This is a genomic window from Streptomyces sp. NPDC044064, assembly GCF_056434245.1.
On record NZ_JBWKFN010000001.1, the window covers coordinates 397,418 to 416,674 of the forward strand.

Here is a 19,257-nt window from a genome sequence, read left to right on the forward strand (position 1 = left end):
GGCGGGCCGTCACTTCAGCAGGCCCTTGTCCTGCAGGTAGGTCCGGGCCACGTCGGCCGGCAGCCGGCGCCAGCTGTCGACCTGCCGGTTCATGTCCGCCAGGTCCGCGGTCGTGAGGACGTCGTTGAGCCTGCCCAGTGCCTTGGCCACGCCCGTGCTGCCCGCGCGGGCGCGGTTGACGACCGGGACGACGTAGTCGGCGTTCTGCAGGTGCTTGTCGTCGGCGAGCAGGACCAGGCCGAACTGGTCGAGGGTGGCGTCGGTGGAGGTGGTCAGCACCATCTGGTCGCGGCCGTCCTGCACGGCCCGCTTGGCCTGGGTGGTGCCGACGCCCTTCGGGTCGATCCCGGTGATGTCGATGCCGTAGACCTTCTTCAGCCCCGGTTCGCAGTAGGGACGTTGGACGCACTCGTCACCGGCGGCGAGCCGTACCTTCAGCTTCGAGGCGCCGAGGTCGCTGAGCGTCTTGAGGTGGTGCCGGCGGGCGTAGTCGGCGGTCACCGCGAAGGCGTTCTGGTCCACCGCGCGTCCGGGCGGTAGGACGGTGAGTCCGCGGGGTGCGGCGAGGTTCCGCAGGGCCTTCATCGTGGCGTCGAGGTCGGGTGAGCCGACGGGTTTCGCGTCGGCGCCGTGGGTCTTGGCGTTCAGCCAGTCGGCGAGGGTGGCCGCGTACTCGGGCACGACGTCGATCTGGCCGGCCTCCAGGGCCGGTTCGTACAGCTCCCGGTTGGCGACCGTGATGATCGAGGTCTTGTAACCGGCCTGGTTCAGCAGCTGGGCGTACAGCTGGGCGAGCAGGTCGCTCTCGGTGAAACCGGCCGTGCCGATGGTCAGGTGGTGACTGTCGCCGGGCGATGCGGTGACCGCGCCGCGGTTCTCCAGGGAGGGGCCGGTGGAGCAGGCGGTCAGGGCGAGGAGCCCGGCCGCCGTGATCGCGGGGCGGCCTCTCATCGGCCGCCCCTGGCCCAGGCCGGTGCCAGGCGTTCGGTGACCTCGAAGACGGCCTCGACGATCAGCGCGAACACGGCGACGAGGAGGGCCCCGGCGACCACCATGGGTGTGCTGGCCAGGTTGAAGCCGGCCGTGATGATCCGGCCCAGTCCGCCGCCGCCCGCGAGTGCGGCGATGGTGACGGTGGCGACGAGCTGGACGGCGGCGATCCGCACCCCGTTGAGGACCATCGGGAGCGCAAGGGGCAGTTCCACATGGAACAGCATCTGCCGCCCGGTCATCCCCATGCCCCGCGCCGCCTGTACGACGCTCCGGTCGACCTCGCGCATGCCGACGTAGGCGTTGGTGAGCAGGGGCGGCACGGCGAACAGCACCAGGGCGACCACGGTCGGCCCCTCGCCCCACTTCCCGACCGGGGTCAGCAGGAGCAGGACCAGGACCGCGAAGGTGGGGACGGCCCGGCCGACATTGGAGATGTTGACGGCGAGCGCGCCGCCCCTGCCCAGGTGGCCGAGGACCAGCGCGACGGGCAGCGCGATCAGGCAGCTGATGACCAGGCAGACGACGGTGAGCACCAGATGCTGGAGCAGCCGGTGCAAGATGCCGTCGTCGCCGGACCAGTGGGCGGGGTCGGCCAGCCAGTCCCAGGCGGCGCCGAGGGTGTTCATCCGCGGGCCGCCCTCGCCCAGGGGGTGATCAGCCACTGCATGCCGAGCAGGAGGAGGTCGGCGGTGACGGCGATCAGTACGCACAGCACGGACGCGGTGAGCACCTGGGCCTTGAAGTAGGTGTTCATGCCCGAGTAGATCAGGTTGCCGAGGCCGCCGAAGCCGACGATCGCACCGACCGTGACCAGGGAGACCGCCGAGACGGTCGCGATGCGCAGCCCGGCCATCGCGGCGGGCAGGGCCAGGGGCAGCTCGACGGTGAGCAGCAGCCGGACCGGACCGTAGCCGAGGCCGCGCGCCGCCTGCCGGGTCTCCTCGGGGACCGCGCGCAGCCCGGCCAGGATGTTGCGCACCAGCAGGGTGAGCGAGTAGAGCACCAGCCCGGCGACGACCAGGGTCGCCGAGAGGCCGTAGAGGGGCAGGAGCAGGGAGAACATCGCCAGGGACGGGATGGTGTAGAGGATCGTGGTCACGCCGAGTACCGGACCGGCCGCCCAGCCCCAGCGGCGGGCCAGTACCGCGAGCGGCAGGGCGATGACGAGCCCGATGAGGACCGACACCGACGTCAGCTGGAGGTGCTGGACGACCGCGTCCAGGAGGATCTGGCGGCGGGTGGTCAGATAGGCGCCGCAGATCCATTCGTTGCGCGCGAGGCAGTCGTCCGGGGGCGCGGTCACGCATCCATTGCACCGGGCGGGCGAGCGGGGCGGCGCGTTGTGGTGGCCCGTACGGGGTGGGGGCCGTCGGGTGCGGGCTACCGCATTGCGGCGGCGTCCATGAGCGCGGTCACCGTCGCGGTGGCGAGTCCGTCGTCCAGTCGTTCCACGCGGGCTCCGGCGCGGGCGCCGGCTCCGTCGAAGACCAGCATCAGCTGGCGGGCGAGCAGCTCGGGGTCCCGGGCGCCGCCTTCCTCCGCCTGGGTGCGGAAGATCTCCGCGAGGTGCTCCTTGGCCGCGCGGGCGACCCGGCTCGCCGGGTGCTCCGGGTCCTTCAGCTCGACCAGTACGGCCAGGTAGGGGCAGCCGCAGTAGTCGGGTTCGGCGGAGGACTTCTCGACCTGTTCGAAGACGTACAGGATGCGCTCGCGCGGTGTCCCGGCCACCGGGTCGGGTGGCATCAGCAGGGCCTGGTAGCGGGGCAGGCGTCGCTCGAGGCTCGCGGCCAGCATCTCGTCCTTGCTCTCGAAGAGCTGGTACATCGACCGCTTCGAGACGCCGGCCGTACGGCACAGCGCCTCGACGCCGATGGAGACGCCGTCGCGGTAGAAGAGCTGATCGGCCGCGTCGAGCAGCCGGTCTCGGGGGGACGCCTTGTCCGTGGTGGCCATACGGCGAGGTTACCGCGTCCGGGACGAAAGGAAACCGATCGGTATACATCCCGCCGGACGCCCGAGGAATTCCGTGACAAGGAAGGTGAACAAGCGCTTAGATAGTTCCCTACGTAGACCGGACACAGATACCGACCCAGCCGGAGGCCCCGTTGTTCTCATCCGTCGACGACGTCTCCGCGCGCCTCGCCGAGACCGGGTACCTCGCCTCGCCCGCCGTCGCCACGACCGTCTTCCTCGCCGCCCGGCTGGGCAAGCCGCTGCTGGTGGAGGGCCCTGCAGGCGTCGGCAAGACCGAGCTGGCCAAGGCCGTCGCCCAGGTCACGGAGGCCCGGCTGGTACGGCTGCAGTGCTACGAGGGCGTGGACGAGTCCCGGGCGCTGTACGAGTGGAACCACGCCAAGCAGCTGCTGCGCATCAGCGCGGGCCGCGACGAGAGCTGGGACGAGACCCGCACCGACATCTTCAGCGAGGAGTTCCTCCTCCCCCGCCCGCTGCTCACCGCGATCCGCGGCGACGAGCCGACCGTGCTGCTGATCGACGAGACCGACAAGGCCGACGTGGAGATGGAGGGCCTGCTGCTGGAAGTGCTCAGCGACTTCCAGGTCACGGTCCCCGAGCTGGGCACCATCGCCGCGACCCGCCGCCCCTTCGTCGTGCTCACCTCCAACGCGGGCCGCGAACTGTCCGAGGCGCTGCGCCGCCGCTGTCTGTTCCTGCACATCGGGTTCCCCGAGGAGGAGCTGGAGCGGCGGATCGTCCGGCTGAAGGTGCCCGGACTCGACGCGGCGCTGGCCGAGTCGGTGGTGCGGGTGGTCGGGGCGCTGCGCGCGATGGACCTGCGCAAGGTGCCGTCGGTCGCCGAGACCATCGACTGGGCACGCACCCTGCTGGCTCTGGGCGCCGGCACCCTGGACGAGACCGTCGTGCGCGACACCCTGGGTGTGATCCTCAAGCACCAGGACGACGTGCAGAAGGCCGCGGCCAAGCTGGACCTGGACGCGCTGTGAGCGGTGTCGAGGAGCGGGTCACCGGTCTGGTGGGGGCCCTGCGCGCGCACGGCGTCCGGATCGGCACCGGCGAGACCGTCGACGCGGCCCTCGCCGTGAAGGCCCTCGGTTTCACCGATCGGGACCTGCTGCGGGAGGGGCTGGCCGCGACCCTGCTGCACGGGCCGGGACAGCGGGCGGTGTTCGATCCGGTCTTCGACCTCTACTTCCCGCGCGGCGTCGGCGGTCCGGGCACGGAACAGGCGGGCCGGGACGAGCTGCGCGACCGGCTCGCCGAGGCGCTGGCCGCCGACGACCGGTCGCTGATGGCCGGGCTGGCGGCCGAGGCGGTGGACGGCATGGGCGGGTACGGGAACGCACCGGGGTCGGACGGCTGGTCTGCGTACCAGACCCTGGACCGGCTCCGCCCGCAGACCCTGCTGGCCCGGGTGCGGGCCGACATCAGGGGCCGGGACGGGGGCGCGGGGTTCGCCGACCGGCTGCTGGACGACGAGATCCGGCGCCGTATCGAGGCGTTCCGGCAGCTGGTCGCGGTGGAGGCGCGGCGCCGGGTCGCCGAACTGCGCGGACGGGACGAGATCGCCCGGCGGGCCGTGGCGCCGACCGCCGACCGTGTGGACTTCCTGTACGCCGGCCGGGACCAACTGGCCGAGCTGCGCAGGACGGTGCAGCCGCTGGCACGCAAGCTCGCGACCCGGCTGGCCGCACGCCGACGCCGGGCCGCGCGCGGCACGATCGATCTGCGCCGCACCGTTCGCTCCTCGTTGTCCACGGGCGGGGTGCCGATGCGGCCGGTGCTGCGCCGGCGCCGTCCGGCCCGGCCCGAACTGGTGCTGCTGTGCGACGTGTCGGGGTCGGTGTCCGGGTTCTCGGACTTCACGATGCTGCTGGTGCAGGCGCTGCACGACCAGTTCAGCAAGGTACGGGTGTTCGCCTTCGTCAACCGCCTCGACGAGGTGACCGGTCTGCTCGACCACGGCCGCGCCGACCCGGAAGGGCTCGGCGCCCGGATCCACGCCGAGGCCGTGCTCACCGGCTGGCACGGCAGCAGCGACTACGGCGTCGCCCTGGGCGAGTTCACCGAGCGGTACGGCGCCGCCGTCGGGCCGCGCACCACCGTCTTCGTCCTCGGTGACGCGCGCACCAACATGAGCGACCCGAACCTGCCCGCCGTCCGCGAACTCGCCCGGAGCGCCCGGCGCGTCTACTGGCTGAACCCCGAGCCGCGCGCCCAGTGGGGCACCGGCGACTCGGCGGCGCCCGCCTACGCCGAGCTGGTGGAGATGCACGAGTGCCGCACGGCCCGGCAGCTCGGCGCGCTGATCGGGCGGCTGCTGCCGGTGTGACGCGCAACGGCCCGGCATGATCGACTGGGCCCAGCCGGCCGCCGTACGCTCGGCAGCCGCTCGCCATCTCATCGGTCCACCAGCTCCCAAGCCGCCGTCCGGCATCCGCCCGGCAGACGAGGACGTACGACATGAGCCACCAGCCCGTGCAGCTCGGCACCTTCCCGACGCCCGTCGAACCGGCGCCCCGGCTCGCCGCCGCACTGGGGCTCGGTCCGGACGACCTGTGGGTCAAGCGGGACGACCTGACAGGCCTGGGCGGTGGCGGGAACAAGATCCGCAAGCTGGAGTGGCTCGCGGGCGCGGCCCTGGCCGAGGGCGCGGACACGCTCGTGACCACGGGCGCCGCGCAGAGCAACCACGCCCGGCTGACGGCCGCCGCTGCCGCCCGGCTGGGCCTGGACGCCGTCCTCGTACTGCGCGGCTCGCCGGGACGGTCCCGGTCCGGGAACCTCGCCCTGGACGGCCTGTTGGGAGCCCGGCTCGCCTGGGCGGGCGACGTGGACCAGGCCGGACTGAACGCCGCGGCGGCCGAGGTGTGCGCGCAGCTGCGGGCCGGCGGTGCCCGCCCCGCGCTGATCCCGTTCGGCGGGTCCAGCACGCTGGGCGCACGGGGCTATGTGCGGTGCGGCGAGGAACTGCACGCGCAGGTACCCGGCCTGCGGACGGCGGTGGTCGCGCTCGGCTCGGGCGGCACGATGGCGGGGCTGGTCGCCGCCCTCGGCACGGAGTCGGTGCTCGGTGTCGACGTGGGCGCGCTGGCCGACCCGGCCGCCGCGGTCGAGGAGTTCGCGGCCCCGCTGACCGCGGAGAAGGTCGTGGCGGACCGGCTGCGGGTGCGCCGGGACCAGGTGGGCAGCGGCTACGCGGCGCTGACCGGTCCGGTGGCTCATGCGCTCCGGCTCGCCGCCCGCACCGAGGGGATCGTCCTCGACCCGACCTACACCGGCCGGGCCCTGGCCGGGCTGGCGGCCGCCGTGCGGGAGGGTGACGTACGGCCGGGCGAGAAGACCGTGTTCGTGCACACCGGCGGGCTGCCCGGCCTGTTCGGGCACGCGGACGCCGTCGCGGACGCCGAGGAGGGGGCCGTCACCCACCCCCGCTGAGACACCGGTCCCCTACACGCACCCGGGCTCGTCCTTCCCGCGGACTACGGCGCTTCCCCGATGTCCGGCCGGCGTGCCTCGCTCTAGCCTGCGGGTACGGAGCGAGGGGGGAGATCATGAAGGCAGTGGTCCAGGACCGGTACGGCTCACCGGACGTGCTGGAACTGCGGGACGTGGACACGCCGGTGCCCGGTGACGACGAGGTGCTGGTGCAGGTGCGGGCCGCCGGGTTGAACGCGTACGACTGGCACCTCATGCGCGGTGATCCGTACGTCGCCCGGCTGGCGCTCGGACCGCGGGCGCCCCGGGCCCGGATCCGGGGCCGGGACTTCGCGGGCGAGGTGGCGGCGGTCGGCCGGAACGTACGGGATCTCCGGCTGGGCGACGAGGTGTTCGGCGAGGTCGACGGCACGTTCGCGGAGTACGTGTGCGTCCCGGACGCCTGGGTGGAGCGCAAACCCGCCACCCTGACCTTCGCGCAGGCGGCGACCCTGCCGCTGGCCGGGAACACCGCTCTGCGTGGCCTGCGGGACGTGGCGGGGCTGCGGTCGGGGCAGCATGTGCTGATCAACGGGGCCTCCGGCGGGGTCGGCACGTTCGCCGTGCAGATCGCCAAGGCGTTCGGCGCGGAGGTGACCGGCGTGTGCAGCACGCGCAACGCCGAGCTGGTCCGCTCGCTGGGCGCGGACCACGTCGTCGACTACACGCGGGAGGACTTCACGCGCGGCGGGCGGCGGTACGACGTCGTCCTCGACCTCGCGGCCGGCCACCGGATCGCCGGCCTCCGGCGCGCCCTCACGCCCACCGGGACGCTCGTGCTCGGCAGCGGGGGCAGCGCGGGGCAGTTCCTCGGGGCTACCGTCCTCATCCTCCAGGGGCTCGTGCTCTCCCCGTTCGTCCGTCAGCGGCTGCGCCCGCTCGTCGGCCCCGCGCCGAGCAAGGCGGTGCTGGCGGAGCTGCGCGAGCTGGCCGACTCCGGCAGGCTCGCCCCGGTGATCGACCGGACGTACTCGCTGAGTGAGGCGCCCGAGGCCATCCGGTACCTGGAGGAGGAGCACGCGCGCGGGAAGGTCGTCGTCACGGTCTGACGGGGTGGCCTCGACGCCACGGGTGCCCCGGCACACGGATGCCCCGCGGTGACGGGCCCACCGCGGGGCACGTGCGGGACGGGTCAGGTCCCCTTCGCCTTCGCGTAGTCCGTCGCCGTGGGTCCCGCGAAGTCGTACACCACGACCTGCTCGTCTCCCACGACCCACGCGTCGTGCCCGGGCGGGCACATGAAGACGTCACCGGGGCCCACCTCACCCTCACCGCCGTCGTCCATGCGGATGTGCAGCCGGCCCTGAACGACATAGGCGCTGTGGGGGAACTGACAGCTTTCGGTGCCCGCGATCGGTGCCACGGACTCGGACCAGCGCCAGCCCGGTTCGAACGTGCCGACGGCGAAGTCGAGCCCGGTCAGGTGGACCGCTTCGAGATGGCCCCGGGGAAAGTCACGCCGCTCGTCGGGCTTGTCTACCGTCTTCACTTCCAACATGACGGTGTCCTCCCTTCCTGCCGCTCACCACGGCCGGGGCGGGTCACCGTCCCCGGCGGCACCGGCGTTCCGGCGGCGGCCGCACCCCACGAAACCATCGTGTGCCCGTCAACTGGGAGCCGCCATTCGGGCGCACGGCGAAGCCACCCGAAGACAACGTTGTCTCGCTCTGGCCGGCACTTCCGCTCCGCACCGTCTCCCGATACGTGTCAGCCCCACACGGCGCTCTGCGCGGGCACCCCGTCCCCGTCGCCGGTCCGCTCGACGCGCCCCACGGTGAACACCGCGTAGACGTAGGCGAGATCGAGGACGAGACAGCCGATGTAGAGGTAGTACATGAGGGCGTTGTCATAGCGTGGATCCCCGTCGGGGTCGGTGAGCATCGAGAGCGAGGCGCAGGCGGTGCCCAGCAGCTTGGTCACGGCGATTCCCACCGACTGGCCGCGCGTGCCGCGGCGTGCAGCCGCCATCGCCAGGAACATCCCGGACATGGCCAGATTGCTGCCGAACGCGGTGAGCGCACCGACCCCCTCGTCGAACTGCTCGGACGCGTAGTTCATGCCCGGGTAGGCGAGGGCGAGCAGGACGGCCAGCGCGGGCAGGAACAACCGGTCGGGCAGGTAGGGGAATTCGGACCGCCCGAAGCGTACGACGGTGTAGCCGATGGCGAGATCGAAGCAGAACCAGACGATGTTGATCACGTGCATGACCCCGGACGGCGGCCGCACGAACGCGAACATGAACTCCCAGCTGATGTTCGTCGCGAACGCGACGACCGGCATCCCGAACGTGCGCTCCCGCAGCCCCGTGCGGATCAGCAGCACGTACGCGACACTCCAGAAGAGCCCGGTTCCGAGCAGAAATCCTGTGTGCACCGCGTCCACGAACGCCCTCCGTACACATTCCGTCACGGCCGACGGTGCCTACTCTGACACGGTGACAGCCATGAGCACAGCGTCGATCGCGATGGATGACACCGTCGACCCCCCGCTGCGGCCGCTTCCCGAACGGGCCGCCGCCCTGTTGGCGCGAGTTGACGCCCCACCACGTCTGGTGGCGCACCTCTGGGCGGTGCACGACGTGGCGGCACAGCTCGTCGACTGGGTGCAACGGCACTGCCCAGGGCTGGAGTTCGACGCCGAGGCCGTGCTCTTCGGTGCCGCGACGCACGACATCGGCAAGGCCGTGCACGTGGCCGAGTTGTCCGGCCCGGGCGCACGGCACGAGGAGGCCGGAAGGCAACTGCTGCTGGACCACGGTGTGGAGCCCGGACTGGCCCGGTTCGCCGGAACGCACGCCTCCTGGACCGCGGCCCAAAACGGCGTGGAGGACCTGCTCGTGAGCCTCGCCGACAAGGTGTGGAAGGACAAACGCGTACCGGAGCTGGAGGACTTGATCGTGGGCCGGCTGGCCGGAGTCGATGGGCGGGCGGTCTGGGAGTGGTTTCTGGAGCTGGACGAGGTCCTCGTGGGGATCGGGGAGGGGGCCGGCCGTAGGCTGGCGTGGCAGATGTCCCAGCCCCTCGCTCGAAGGTGACCATGTACGCGATCCCCCTCGGTGACGACGGTGCCGAGCTGTGTCCTCTCGGGCCCTGGCAGGCCGGGGAGTTCCTTGCCCATGTGGACCGGGGGCGGGAGTTCGTCGGGCGGTACAACGGGCTGCCGGACGTGGTCACGGATGTGGCGTCGGCCCGGGCGTTCCTTCAGGCGTACGCCGAGAAGGAGGCGGCCGACGCCGGCCGTATCTGCGGGATCCGGTACGGCGGCACGCTCGTCGGGGCGGTGATCCTGCGCCGGATGGACGTGCCGCAGGGCACCGCCGAGGCGGGCTGCTGGCTGGAGCCGGCGGCCGTGGGCCGGGGGCTGGTGACCCGGGCGGCCCGGGTGCTCATCGACTGGGCGGTCCGGGAGCGGGGCATCCACCGCGTCGAGTGGTGGGTGTCGCCGGAGAACGCGCCCAGCATCGCGGTGGCCAGGCGGCTCGGCATGCACAAGGACGCCGTTCTCAGGGAGAGTTACCTCTACCGGGGTGAGCGGCACGACGAGGAGATCTGGTCGGTGCTGGCACCGGAGTGGCTGTCCGGCCCCGGCGAGTGAGCTACCAGGTCCGCCCCGACCGCAGCAGCAGCTCGCGGACGCGGACCACGTCGGGGTTGTCCGAGGCGCCGGGGCGCTGGACGAGGAAGCCCGTGTTGATCGGCGGGTCCTGCGGTGCCAGAAGTTCCACGAGCGCGCCTGACGCCAGCCCGTCCGCGCACAGATAGCGGGGCAGCACGCTGAACCCCGCGCCCGCGACCACCACCGCCAGCACCCCGCGCAGATCGGGCACGGTCACGGCGGCGGAGCAGGACAGACGCCGGCCGAAGACGTGCCGCCAGTAACGGCGGGCGATCGGCAGGTCCTCGGCGTAGGTGATCAGGGGTACGGAGTGCAGGGCGGCCGGCCCTTCGACGGGCAGCCGGTCCCTCAGCCGCTCGGCCCAGACGGGCGCGGCGACCAGGACGAACTCCTCGTCGGCCAGCGGCACGGCGTGGAGCGTGCGGCCGCGCGGGCGGGCGGTGGCGATCACCAGGTCGTGGCGGCCCGCGCGCAGCTCGTCCAGCAGCGGATCGGTCAGGCCGGTGGCCACCCGCAGCCGTACGCCCTCGGCGACGAGCGGGGCCAGGGCGGGCAGGACGGTCGTGCAGAGGAACTCGGCGGGCCCGGCGAGGTGAACGGGCTCCGGACGCACCCCCTCGCGTGGCTCGGGACCGGCGACGGCGGCCAGCTCGTCCAGGGGAACGGCGATCCGGGCGGCCAGTTCCTCGGCCACCTGCGTCGGCGCCACCCCGCGCGGCAGCCGTTCGAACAGTTCCCGGCCGGTCTGCCGTTCCAGCGTGCGCATCTGCGTCGTCACCGTCGGCTGCGACAGGCCCAGCAGGCGGGCGGCGCCGGTGAAGGAGCCGGAGCGGTAGACCGCGAGGAAGGTGCGCAGCAGGTTCAGGTCGAGAGCAGGGATGTCCACGGGGCCGAGTATTCACCGGACCGCGCTCCGCGCGACCCATAGGGGATCCTATGTCTGCCATTCGCCGCTTCATTGGTTGCCTATGAGTGGTGTCGCCTACGTTTGCGACACGAGCGCACGTTCCACAAGCGCAATGTTCAGGGAGCAGAAGACCCATGTCGAAGATCCTTTTCGTACTGACCGGCGCCACCCACTGGACGCTCGCCGACGGCACCCGGCACCCGACCGGCTTCTGGGCCGAGGAGGCCGTGGTCCCGTACCGCGCCCTCAAGGCCGCAGGCCACGAGGTCGTCGTCGCCACGCCGGGCGGTGTGGTGCCCGCGGTCGACCGGGCGAGCCTCGCGCCCGAGTTCAACGGCGGTCAGGAGGGGGCCGACAGGACGGCGCGCGCCCTGGAGGAGATGACCGAGCTGCGGGAACCGGTGAAGCTGGCGGAAGTCGACCTCGACGACTTCGCCGCCGTGTTCTACCCCGGCGGGCACGGGCCCATGGAGGATCTGGCCGTGGACGCCGACTCGGGCCGCCTGCTGACCGCGACCCTCGACTCGGGCAAGCCGCTGGCGGTGGTCTGCCACGGTCCGGCCGCGCTGCTCGCGGCGGTGCGGGCGGACGGCTCGAACGCCTTCGCCGGCTACCGGGTGGCTGCCTTCACCAATGAGGAGGAGACGCAGGGCGGGCTCGCCGACCGGGCCAGGTGGCTGCTCCAGGACCGGCTGACCGAGGCGGGTGTCGAGGTCCAGGTGGCCGAGCCGTGGGCGCCCCACCTGGTCGTCGACCGCAACCTGGTCACCGGTCAGAACCCGGCCTCCTCCGCACCGGTCGCCGAGGAGCTGCTGAAGAAGCTGAGCTGAAGCAGCCGGCTGCTGCGGCTGGGCCGATGCCGCGGCGCTGCTGAGCGGCGGCCGACCACATGTGCGGAAAATTGGTCGGCCGTCGCCTGCAACCTCGCCCGGGGCCGGACGTCTGTCGGGGTGGAGGCCTCCACTTCGACCGATGTCCGAGCGACCCGAGCAACCGAAGGAACACATGTCCGCACACCGTGTCCCCCGCCCTCGCCGCATCCGCAGGCTGCGTACCGTCCTGGGGGTCTCCGCCGTGGGCGCGGCCCTGGCCGTAGGCGGCACCGTGACCGCCCAGGCGGTCCAGAGCAGCGCCCATGCCACGCCGTCGCCCGTGCCGTCCCCGGTCCGTACGGCGACGCCGACGCCGGTGCCGTCGGCCCCCCACACAGGCACTCCGACTCCGGTGCCGTCCGTCCCCCACACAGGCACTCCCACTCCGGTGCCGTCCCCCACGAACCCGGGGACGCCGCAGCCCGTGCCGGCCACCCCCTCACCGGTCCCGTCCACGGCAGCTCCGGCCCCGGTGCCGGTACCGCGCCCCACCCACGGCCACGGCCACGGGTCTGCGTCGCCGAGCCCGGTCCCCGTGACCGGGTACGCGACGCCCTCGCCGGTTCCGCAGCACCACTGAGGCATGCCGGTGTGCGGGGAGGCGCCCGGTGCGGCTCCCCGCGCACCCGGTCGGGAGATCCATGACGACAGCGACACCACCGGCGGCGGCCCTGCCCTGGGACCGGGCCGGTACTCCGGAGTCCGCACCGGCCTGGCGCAGGTTCACGCATGCGCTGCGGGCCCGCGTCCTCACGCGCGTACGCGCCGGTGCGACCGCGGACCCCGCACCCCGCGACGCCGGTGACGGCACCGCGGCACGGGGCGCGGTCGTCCCCGAACGCCGTCCCGGCATCGAGGAGTTGTACCACCACCGCCGGCTGTCCCTGGTGCGCCTGGCGGTGCTGCTGGTGGACGACCTGCCGACGGCCGAGGACGTCGTGCAGGACGCCTTCACGGCACTGTTCCGCCGCCACGGTCACCGGCTCGGCTCGCTGGACGACCCGGAGGCGTACCTGCGGACCAGTGTCGTCAACGGGGCCCGCTCGGTGCTGCGGCGGCGCAGGACCGTACGGGCGCACACCCCCGAACCGGAGCAGCACGCCCCCGCACCGGAGGAGGACGTCCTGCTCCACGAGGACCACCGTGAGGTGCTGGCGGCCCTGCGGACACTGACCCCGCGTCAGCGTGAGGTGCTGGTCCTGCGCTACTGGTCGCACCTGTCCGAGGCCGAGATCGCGGCGACGCTCGGTCTGTCGCGCGGCGCCGTCAAGTCCACCGCCAGCAGGGCGCTGGACGCCCTCGGCCGACGTCTGGAGGGTCTGCGATGAACGAGTCCGGCACCGGGACCGCGCCGACGCCGGTCGAGGAGCGGCTGCGGGCCGCCCTCGCCGCCCGGGCACACTCCGTCGGCCCGGCCGACCTGCGGCCGCTGCGCCCGCCGACCGGGGCGGTCCGCCCCCGCCGGGTGCTCGTGCGCCGGGCCGCGGTGGGTCTGCTGGCCCTGGCCGCGGTGGCCGCCCTGGTGTTCTTCACGGTCCGCGGCCGCCCGACCCACCCGACCGAGCCGGCCCGCTCCCCCCGGCCGACGATCGGCACCCCCTCCCCGGTCCCCAGCCCCGTCCGCCCGTCCACGGCCGTGCCGACCCCGGCCTCCCCGACGCCGTAGTCCGGTGAACTACGCCCCGGTGCGGGCGAGTCCTGACTGCAAGTCAGTTGATTGACTTACCCAAGTGGGTCCGGATTTCTCCGCCCCGTGCACCCCTCGCGCCTCACCCGTCCACACGCTCGGCAACGAAGTCGACCTGACGCTAAGTTGGGCGGCATGAGCAACCTTGACCGCGCTCCCGTACCGAGCGTGTGCGGCGGCCGCGGATTCGTCGTCGCCGAACCCGTCCGCGAGCTGCTGAGCCCCCGCGTGGTGAAACTCGGGGAGTCGACCGAGGTCCGCCGACTGCTGCCGAACCTCGGCCGGCGCATGATCGGCGCGTGGGCCTTCGTCGACCACTACGGCCCCGACGACATCGCCGACGAGCCCGGCATGCAGGTCCCGCCGCATCCGCACCTCGGGTTGCAGACGGTCAGCTGGCTGCACGAGGGCGAGGTGCTGCACCGGGACTCCACCGGCAGCCTCCAGACGATCCGGCCCAAGCAGCTGGGCCTGATGACCTCGGGCCGGGCCATCAGCCACTCCGAGGAAAGCCCCAAGTCGCACGCCCGCTTCCTGCACGGCGCCCAGCTGTGGGTCGCGCTCCCGGACGAGCACCGCCACACCGACCCCAGGTTCGAGTACCACTCCGAACTGCCCACGGTCACCTCGCCCGGCCTGACCGCGACCGTGATCCTCGGCGACCTCGACGGATCGTCCTCCCCCGGTACGACGTTCACCCCGATCGTCGGCGCCGACCTCGCCCTCAGCCGGGGCGCCGACCTCCGTCTGCCCCTCGTACCGGACTTCGAGTACGGCGTGCTGGCCATGTCCGGCGAGGTGCACGTGGACGGCGTGCCGGTACTGCCCGGCTCGCTGCTCTACCTCGGCTGCGGCCGCACCGAACTTCCGCTGCGCGCCGAGTCGGACGCCGGGATCATGCTGCTGGGCGGCGAGCCGTTCGCCGAGGAGCTGATCATGTGGTGGAACTTCGTGGCCCGGACCCAGGCGGAGATCGCGCAGGCTCGTGAGGACTGGATGAAGGGGGCCCGTTTCGGCGAGGTGAAGGGTTACGACGGGGCTCCGCTGCGCGCACCAGAACTGCCGGGAGTACCGCTGAAACCACGAGGAAGGGTGCGCTGACCTGGGAGTATCCGGACTTCCGGTTCATGGAGCTCGAGGCGATCTCTCCGCCGGCCTTGCACAGAGGATCTCTGGCGGTGAGGCCCTTGGATGCTGCCGCACGGACACCTCCAAGACTGTCCGCGTTTCCAAGGTGTGGGCATGTGAGGTCAGCTTTGGCCGGACGAATGCTGACCCCAATGCTGACTTTACTGACGGGCAGTCAGGACATAGTGAATGCGGTGCCGTCGTCTCTCGGAGTCCGGCGAGACGGATAGATCGAATGCATGCCGCTGTCAGCTGATCCGCCTCCGGAATCGATTGACTTTGGGGGCCCGTCATCGAATGCCGAACACCCGGGTGGTTGTGGGTATCCAACAAGTTCAGGCGGAGTGGGAGGAACGTCCGGCCCCTCGCGGCGGACGGTCGAGCGCGCACAGATCCGTCTGCGGCACAGACGAAGATCGTGTCTCGCCGCGCGAGTCTGGGGCGAGATGAACCCCCTAAACGCGTGACGCGCGGCGTGTCCCTGCTCAGAGTGTGATCGCGGACTGGGCGACACGATGCTTCGAACGTGTCGGCGCTCTCCGGTGACGGCGGCACGGTGTCATGGCCGCTCTCCTAGCCAGGTCCGGCCGAGAGGGCCATGGGCATGCGACAACCTTTGCTGCTTCTTACGGCGGCAGCCGCTCTCGGTGCCGCACTTCGAGGACGGCAACAGACCAAGGTCTGCCCTAGAAACTGCACTCCGCTGGGCTGCCGTGCTCTGACCTGCACACTGGATGTATGCGCGGGTTGACCGCCGGCGAGGCGGCGGAACGTGAGGACGTACTCGCGGCCGCCGTCATGGAGGCCGTCCAGGGAACGAGCGCGTATGCGGGGAGCATCTTCCTTCGCTCCCGCGACCGCCGGTCGATCGTTCTCGTCGCGACGTGCGGCGTGCCGCCCTCGCTGCTGGGTGGCTGGCGCCTCGTCGCGGCGAGCAGTCCCATTCCGGTCGCCGTGTCGTACACGTCCGGGCGCACGGTCCACCTGGCAAACGCCGAGGAGACGATGCGGCGCTATCCGCAGCTCGCGGTGGCTCTGCCTTATGCCTTCGGCTCCTGCTCGGTGCCGGTGCGCGCGGGTGGGGAGCTTTTCGGATCGCTGGCGATCGTGTGGCCGGCTTCGCCGGGCAGCGAGGGGCTGTCCAAGGCCCAGCGGCGCCACCTGCGGAGCGTCGCCGGCCGGCTCGGTGATTCCCTGGCCGAACTCCGTGCCCGTACCGGTGATCCGGTGGAGTGCGAACCGGGGACGGTTGCCGTCGAGGCCCCGGCTTACTCGGCGGCGGCCGTGCAGGTGGGCTTGTTCGACTGGAACCTCGGCTCCGGCATCTTCAGCGCCGATGACGTGTTCTGCGCGATCTTCGGTCTCGACCCCGGCGCTTTCGACGGACGTCCCGAAACCCTTGCTGCGTGCCTGCACCCCGGTGATGGTGCCGCCTTCCGGGCCTGCGCGCGCGAGGCGGCCGAGGGCCGGATCACCGCACGGCGCCTGCGCGTCCACGAGAGCAGCGGCGGCGGTGAAACATATCGCGCGGTCGAGCTGTGGGGCCGGGTACCGGAAGGCGACGACGCGCGCGCGGTCACTCATCTGGTGGGCGCGGTCGTGGATGCCCGGGCGGGGGTTGCGGCCGTCGCAGCAGTCGAACGGCTGCCGGACGGGCTGTTCTCCCTCGCCCCCGACGGGCGGGTCACCTACGCCAACCGCCGTGCCCTGCGCTTGCTGGACGTTTCCGCCGACGAGGTCCTGGGCCAGTGCCTGTGGGACGTGCTGCCGTGGCTGTCCGACCCCAGCGTCGAGTACCGGCACCGCTCCGCAATGATCTCGCAGGCGCCGTCCTCCTTCCTGGTGAGCCGGCCGCCCGACCAGTGGCTCGCCTTCTCCCTCCACCCGCAGCCCGACGGGGTGACCGGACGGGTGACTCCCACAACCCGTCCCTCATCGGCCGGGACAGCCCCCGCGCCCCCACCGACCTTTGCACCCACCACCGCACCAGCGCGCCTGGGCGCGATGTACCACGTCCTGCAGCTCAGCAGCGCGCTGACCGAGGCAGTCACCACACGCCAAGTCTGCGAAGTCGTCTCCGACCAGCTCCTGCCGGCCTTCGGAGGCCAGCAAATGGCGATCTATGTGGTCCGCAACAAAGCGATGCACCTTCTCCACCACACCGGCCACCACGAGACCTTCCTCGACTGGCTGCAGGGTGTGCCCCTGCACGCCCGTCTGCCGGGCACGGAAGCCCTCACCTCCGGTGCTCCCCTCTTCATCGAGTCCCAGAGGGATCTCGCGCGGGGTTACCCGGGGATCCCCACGGGACAGGTGAGCTCCTGGGTGTATCTGCCCCTGCTCGCCTCCGGCCGCCCGGTCGGCACCTGTGTCCTCGGCTTCGACGAGCCCCATCACTTCACGGAAAAGGACCGCGGCGTCCTGACCGCACTCGCCGGGCTGATCGCCCAGGCTCTGGAACGAGCACGGCTGTACGACTCGGAGTTCGCAGTCGCGCACGGCTTGCAGCAGGCGCTCCTGCCGCACCGCCTGCCGAAAGTCCCCGGCATCCGGACCGTCGCCCGGTACCTGCCCGCCACCAGCGGTATGGACATAGGCGGGGACTGGTACGACGTCATCCCCACCGGCAGCGGGGTCTGCCTCGTCATCGGTGACGTGGAGGGGCACAGCATCGCAGCCGCAGCCACCATGGCCCAGTTGCGCAGTGCGGTACGCGCGTTCGCGGCCGCCGGCCACGCACCCGGCGACGTGATGTCAGGCGTCAACCGCACCCTCATCGACCTCGACAGCGACTTGCTGGCCAGCTGCTGCTACATCCGCCTCGAAACCCACCGCGATCACGCCGACGCAGTCACCGCCGGCCACCCCGCCCCTCTGCTCCGCCTCCCCAGCGGCACGACAAGCGCCCTCGACCTCGACGTCGGAACGCTCCTCGGCGTGGACCACGCCAGCGCCTACACTCCAACCCGTATCGATCTCCCGCCGGGATCCGTCCTCGCCCTCTACACCGACGGCCTGGTGGAGAAACCCGGAACCGACATCGGCATGGAGATCGACCGCCTGCGAGTATCACTGGCCCACGCCCGCGCGGACTCACTGGACGAACTCGCCGACCGTCTCCTGCACCACGCCCGCGGCTCCCCCTACCGGGCCGACGACATCGCCCTGCTGCTCACCGAACACGGCTCCAGCGGGACTGTAAATCGTTCGGTGTAACTCCCGATCATGGAAGATGCATCGATGACCAGTGAGAACGTGACCGAGCACGAGGCCGTCGAGCCGACGGCGACCGTGTCGACGAAGGCTGTGGACGACCAGTTGATCGACGAGCTGGTACACCGGGGCCAGGCCGAGGGGCTGCAGTACCGTCCCCGCCTCGTCGAAGGTCTCATCTCCAAGACCGGGCTCGACCTCCAACCGCCGTAACCTCAGCCCTTAAAGTTCTATTGGGAGACCTGCTGATCAAGGAGCACTGGGCTCAGAGCGGCTTTGCCAACACCGATCTGGACTTCCGGCTCAAGCAGCACGGCATCACGTACGTCGTCCTGATCGGGCTGCTCGCCAACACCTGCATCGAGTCCACGGGCCGCTTCGCGATGGAGCTCGGCTACCACGTCACCCTCGTCACCGACGCGACCGCGGCGTACAGCGCCGACATGATGCACGCCGCACACGAGCTGAACGGTCCCACCTACGCCCACGCCATCGTCACCACGGCGGAGCTCGTCCACACGCTGGCAGGCTGAACCCGCGAACGGCCCACGCGGCGGTACTGCCCAGGGCCGCCTGGATGACCGTGGCGGTCGCGGTGCGCGCGTCGGCGGCTACCCGGGGTCGTTGCACGACGCGGCATACGCCGCCGCGCCCTCGAAGATCACGGCGAGCTGCCGGGCCAGGCCGTCCGTATAGGCGGGGCCAGCTTGTTGTCTAGGTTCACGGCGGCCGCTTCGCCGTTCCGCAAGCCACAGCCGCTCATCAGGTCGTTGTCCGGCCTTCCACTCCTCGGCGTACTCCTCGAACCGCATCGTCCCGTACTTCTGGATGCGTTCCGCCCTCGACTGAGAACGCGGTGCCGCCTTCTTCTCCTTGTAGACCTCCGTCAATCGCCCGATGGCCTTGTCGCGGTCCGCGAACCCCGACTCCTCCACCTCGTTCCCGGCCGCCGTCCGGTATCGGATCTTGTAAGGGCGCGGGCACTTTGACCACCGAGACCGCGGATGCTCGCACTCCTTGAAGAACGGGCCCATCCCCCGAACCAACTGATCCCGCGCCACGGCCGACCGACTCCTCGCGACCGATTCTGACCTTTTGCTGACCAGGAGCAGTCGCGCAGGCCCTTGACCTGCGAAAACAGCGACGTAGTGCGATATATGGTGGAACTTCGTCGCGCGCACTCAGGAGGAGATCGAGCAGGCCCGCACGGACTGGATGAGCGGGTCGAGGTTCGGCGAGGTGAAGGGGTACGACGGGGAGCCGTTGCCTGCGCCCGAGACGCCGGCTGTGCCGCTGAAACCGCGGGGTCGGGTGCGCTGAGCTGACACATGAGGCCCCCGCGCCGAAGGGCCTTCGGGCCTCCGGAGGCGCCAGGAAGGCAACGGCCG

At 71.6% G+C, this 19,257-nt stretch carries 20 protein-coding genes and 2 pseudogenes; 14 read left to right on the forward strand and 8 right to left on the reverse strand.

Features of this window, described 5'->3' with window-relative positions; all coding sequences use genetic code 11:
* Positions 1 to 9: 9 nt before the first annotated feature.
* The 4 genes from AC07DS_RS01805 to AC07DS_RS01820 form a co-directional block, all read right to left on the reverse strand.
* A complete protein-coding gene (locus AC07DS_RS01805) occupies positions 10 to 951 on the reverse strand; it encodes an ABC transporter substrate-binding protein (RefSeq protein WP_479141680.1) in 942 nt (313 codons plus the stop codon).
* Positions 948 to 1,619, reverse strand: a complete 672-nt coding sequence (locus AC07DS_RS01810; RefSeq protein WP_479141682.1) for an ABC transporter permease — start codon at positions 1,617 to 1,619, stop codon at positions 948 to 950. Before AC07DS_RS01810 ends, AC07DS_RS01805 begins: the two co-directional genes overlap by 4 nt.
* A complete protein-coding gene (locus AC07DS_RS01815) occupies positions 1,616 to 2,296 on the reverse strand; it encodes an ABC transporter permease (RefSeq protein WP_479141684.1) in 681 nt (226 codons plus the stop codon). The genes AC07DS_RS01810 and AC07DS_RS01815 overlap by 4 nt, the downstream gene beginning before the upstream one ends.
* Positions 2,297 to 2,373: 77 nt before the next feature.
* A complete protein-coding gene (locus AC07DS_RS01820) occupies positions 2,374 to 2,946 on the reverse strand; it encodes a TetR/AcrR family transcriptional regulator (protein WP_479141686.1) in 573 nt (190 codons plus the stop codon).
* 152 nt (positions 2,947 to 3,098) lie between these two features.
* On the opposite strand from AC07DS_RS01820, the gene AC07DS_RS01825 reads away from it, so the two are divergent.
* The 4 genes from AC07DS_RS01825 (at position 3,099) to AC07DS_RS01840 (ending at position 7,496) form a co-directional block, all read left to right on the forward strand.
* Positions 3,099 to 3,956 carry an AAA family ATPase gene (locus AC07DS_RS01825; RefSeq protein ID WP_479141688.1) on the forward strand — a complete coding sequence of 286 codons (858 nt, stop codon included), beginning with the start codon at positions 3,099 to 3,101 and terminating at the stop codon, positions 3,954 to 3,956.
* The gene (locus AC07DS_RS01830; RefSeq protein WP_479141690.1) at positions 3,953 to 5,302 is read left to right on the forward strand and encodes a vWA domain-containing protein; all 1,350 of its coding nucleotides are present in this window, start codon (positions 3,953 to 3,955) and stop codon (positions 5,300 to 5,302) included. The genes AC07DS_RS01825 and AC07DS_RS01830 overlap by 4 nt, the downstream gene beginning before the upstream one ends.
* Positions 5,303 to 5,433: 131 nt before the next feature.
* A complete protein-coding gene (locus AC07DS_RS01835) occupies positions 5,434 to 6,408 on the forward strand; it encodes a pyridoxal-phosphate dependent enzyme (protein WP_479141692.1) in 975 nt (324 codons plus the stop codon).
* A gap of 116 nt (positions 6,409 to 6,524) precedes the next feature.
* Complete coding sequence (locus tag AC07DS_RS01840) at positions 6,525 to 7,496, forward strand: NAD(P)-dependent alcohol dehydrogenase (protein WP_479141694.1); 972 nt, start codon at positions 6,525 to 6,527, stop codon at positions 7,494 to 7,496.
* A gap of 83 nt (positions 7,497 to 7,579) precedes the next feature.
* Here AC07DS_RS01840 and AC07DS_RS01845 read toward each other — a convergent pair whose 3' ends face one another.
* Positions 7,580 to 7,945 carry a cupin domain-containing protein gene (locus AC07DS_RS01845; RefSeq protein WP_479141696.1) on the reverse strand — a complete coding sequence of 122 codons (366 nt, stop codon included), beginning with the start codon at positions 7,943 to 7,945 and terminating at the stop codon, positions 7,580 to 7,582.
* A gap of 209 nt (positions 7,946 to 8,154) precedes the next feature.
* Entirely contained in the window at positions 8,155 to 8,829 is a 675-nt protein-coding gene (locus AC07DS_RS01850) for a transmembrane-type terpene cyclase (RefSeq protein WP_479141698.1), read from the reverse strand.
* A gap of 61 nt (positions 8,830 to 8,890) precedes the next feature.
* Between AC07DS_RS01850 and AC07DS_RS01855 the strand changes: the two genes are divergently transcribed.
* A complete protein-coding gene (locus AC07DS_RS01855) occupies positions 8,891 to 9,481 on the forward strand; it encodes an HD domain-containing protein (protein ID WP_479141700.1) in 591 nt (196 codons plus the stop codon).
* 2 nt (positions 9,482 to 9,483) lie between these two features.
* The gene (locus tag AC07DS_RS01860) at positions 9,484 to 10,041 is read left to right on the forward strand and encodes a GNAT family N-acetyltransferase (RefSeq protein WP_479141702.1); all 558 of its coding nucleotides are present in this window, start codon (positions 9,484 to 9,486) and stop codon (positions 10,039 to 10,041) included.
* 1 nt (position 10,042) lies between these two features.
* On the opposite strand, the gene AC07DS_RS01865 is transcribed toward AC07DS_RS01860, so the two are convergent.
* The gene (locus AC07DS_RS01865) at positions 10,043 to 10,948 is read right to left on the reverse strand and encodes a LysR family transcriptional regulator (protein WP_479141704.1); all 906 of its coding nucleotides are present in this window, start codon (positions 10,946 to 10,948) and stop codon (positions 10,043 to 10,045) included.
* 155 nt (positions 10,949 to 11,103) lie between these two features.
* Here AC07DS_RS01865 and AC07DS_RS01870 point away from each other — a divergent pair, with 155 nt between their 5' ends.
* The 7 genes and pseudogenes from AC07DS_RS01870 to AC07DS_RS01900 form a co-directional block, all read left to right on the forward strand.
* Complete coding sequence (locus tag AC07DS_RS01870) at positions 11,104 to 11,799, forward strand: type 1 glutamine amidotransferase domain-containing protein (protein WP_403948990.1); 696 nt, start codon at positions 11,104 to 11,106, stop codon at positions 11,797 to 11,799.
* A gap of 683 nt (positions 11,800 to 12,482) precedes the next feature.
* On the forward strand, positions 12,483 to 13,169 hold the full coding sequence (locus AC07DS_RS01875; RefSeq protein ID WP_479141707.1) for an RNA polymerase sigma factor: 687 nt from the start codon (positions 12,483 to 12,485) through the stop codon (positions 13,167 to 13,169).
* The gene (locus tag AC07DS_RS01880; protein WP_403948986.1) at positions 13,166 to 13,507 is read left to right on the forward strand and encodes a hypothetical protein; all 342 of its coding nucleotides are present in this window, start codon (positions 13,166 to 13,168) and stop codon (positions 13,505 to 13,507) included. Before AC07DS_RS01875 ends, AC07DS_RS01880 begins: the two co-directional genes overlap by 4 nt.
* Positions 13,508 to 13,663: 156 nt before the next feature.
* The gene (locus AC07DS_RS01885) at positions 13,664 to 14,629 is read left to right on the forward strand and encodes a pirin family protein (RefSeq protein WP_479141710.1); all 966 of its coding nucleotides are present in this window, start codon (positions 13,664 to 13,666) and stop codon (positions 14,627 to 14,629) included.
* A 765-nt stretch (positions 14,630 to 15,394) separates the two neighbouring features.
* On the forward strand, positions 15,395 to 17,872 hold the full coding sequence (locus tag AC07DS_RS01890; RefSeq protein WP_479141712.1) for a SpoIIE family protein phosphatase: 2,478 nt from the start codon (positions 15,395 to 15,397) through the stop codon (positions 17,870 to 17,872).
* A 24-nt stretch (positions 17,873 to 17,896) separates the two neighbouring features.
* Positions 17,897 to 18,082, forward strand: coding sequence for a hypothetical protein (locus tag AC07DS_RS01895; RefSeq protein WP_479141714.1), 186 nt, complete (start codon positions 17,897 to 17,899; stop codon positions 18,080 to 18,082).
* A 17-nt stretch (positions 18,083 to 18,099) separates the two neighbouring features.
* Positions 18,100 to 18,402, forward strand: a pseudogene (locus AC07DS_RS01900) (isochorismatase family protein); the annotation flags it as partial.
* A 78-nt stretch (positions 18,403 to 18,480) separates the two neighbouring features.
* On the opposite strand, the gene AC07DS_RS01905 reads toward AC07DS_RS01900, so the two are convergent.
* A complete protein-coding gene (locus tag AC07DS_RS01905) occupies positions 18,481 to 18,804 on the reverse strand; it encodes a hypothetical protein (RefSeq protein ID WP_479141716.1) in 324 nt (107 codons plus the stop codon).
* A gap of 226 nt (positions 18,805 to 19,030) precedes the next feature.
* Here AC07DS_RS01905 and AC07DS_RS01910 point away from each other — a divergent pair.
* Positions 19,031 to 19,189: pseudogene (locus AC07DS_RS01910) on the forward strand (pirin family protein); the annotation flags it as partial.
* Between the last annotated feature and the right edge of the window lie 68 nt (positions 19,190 to 19,257).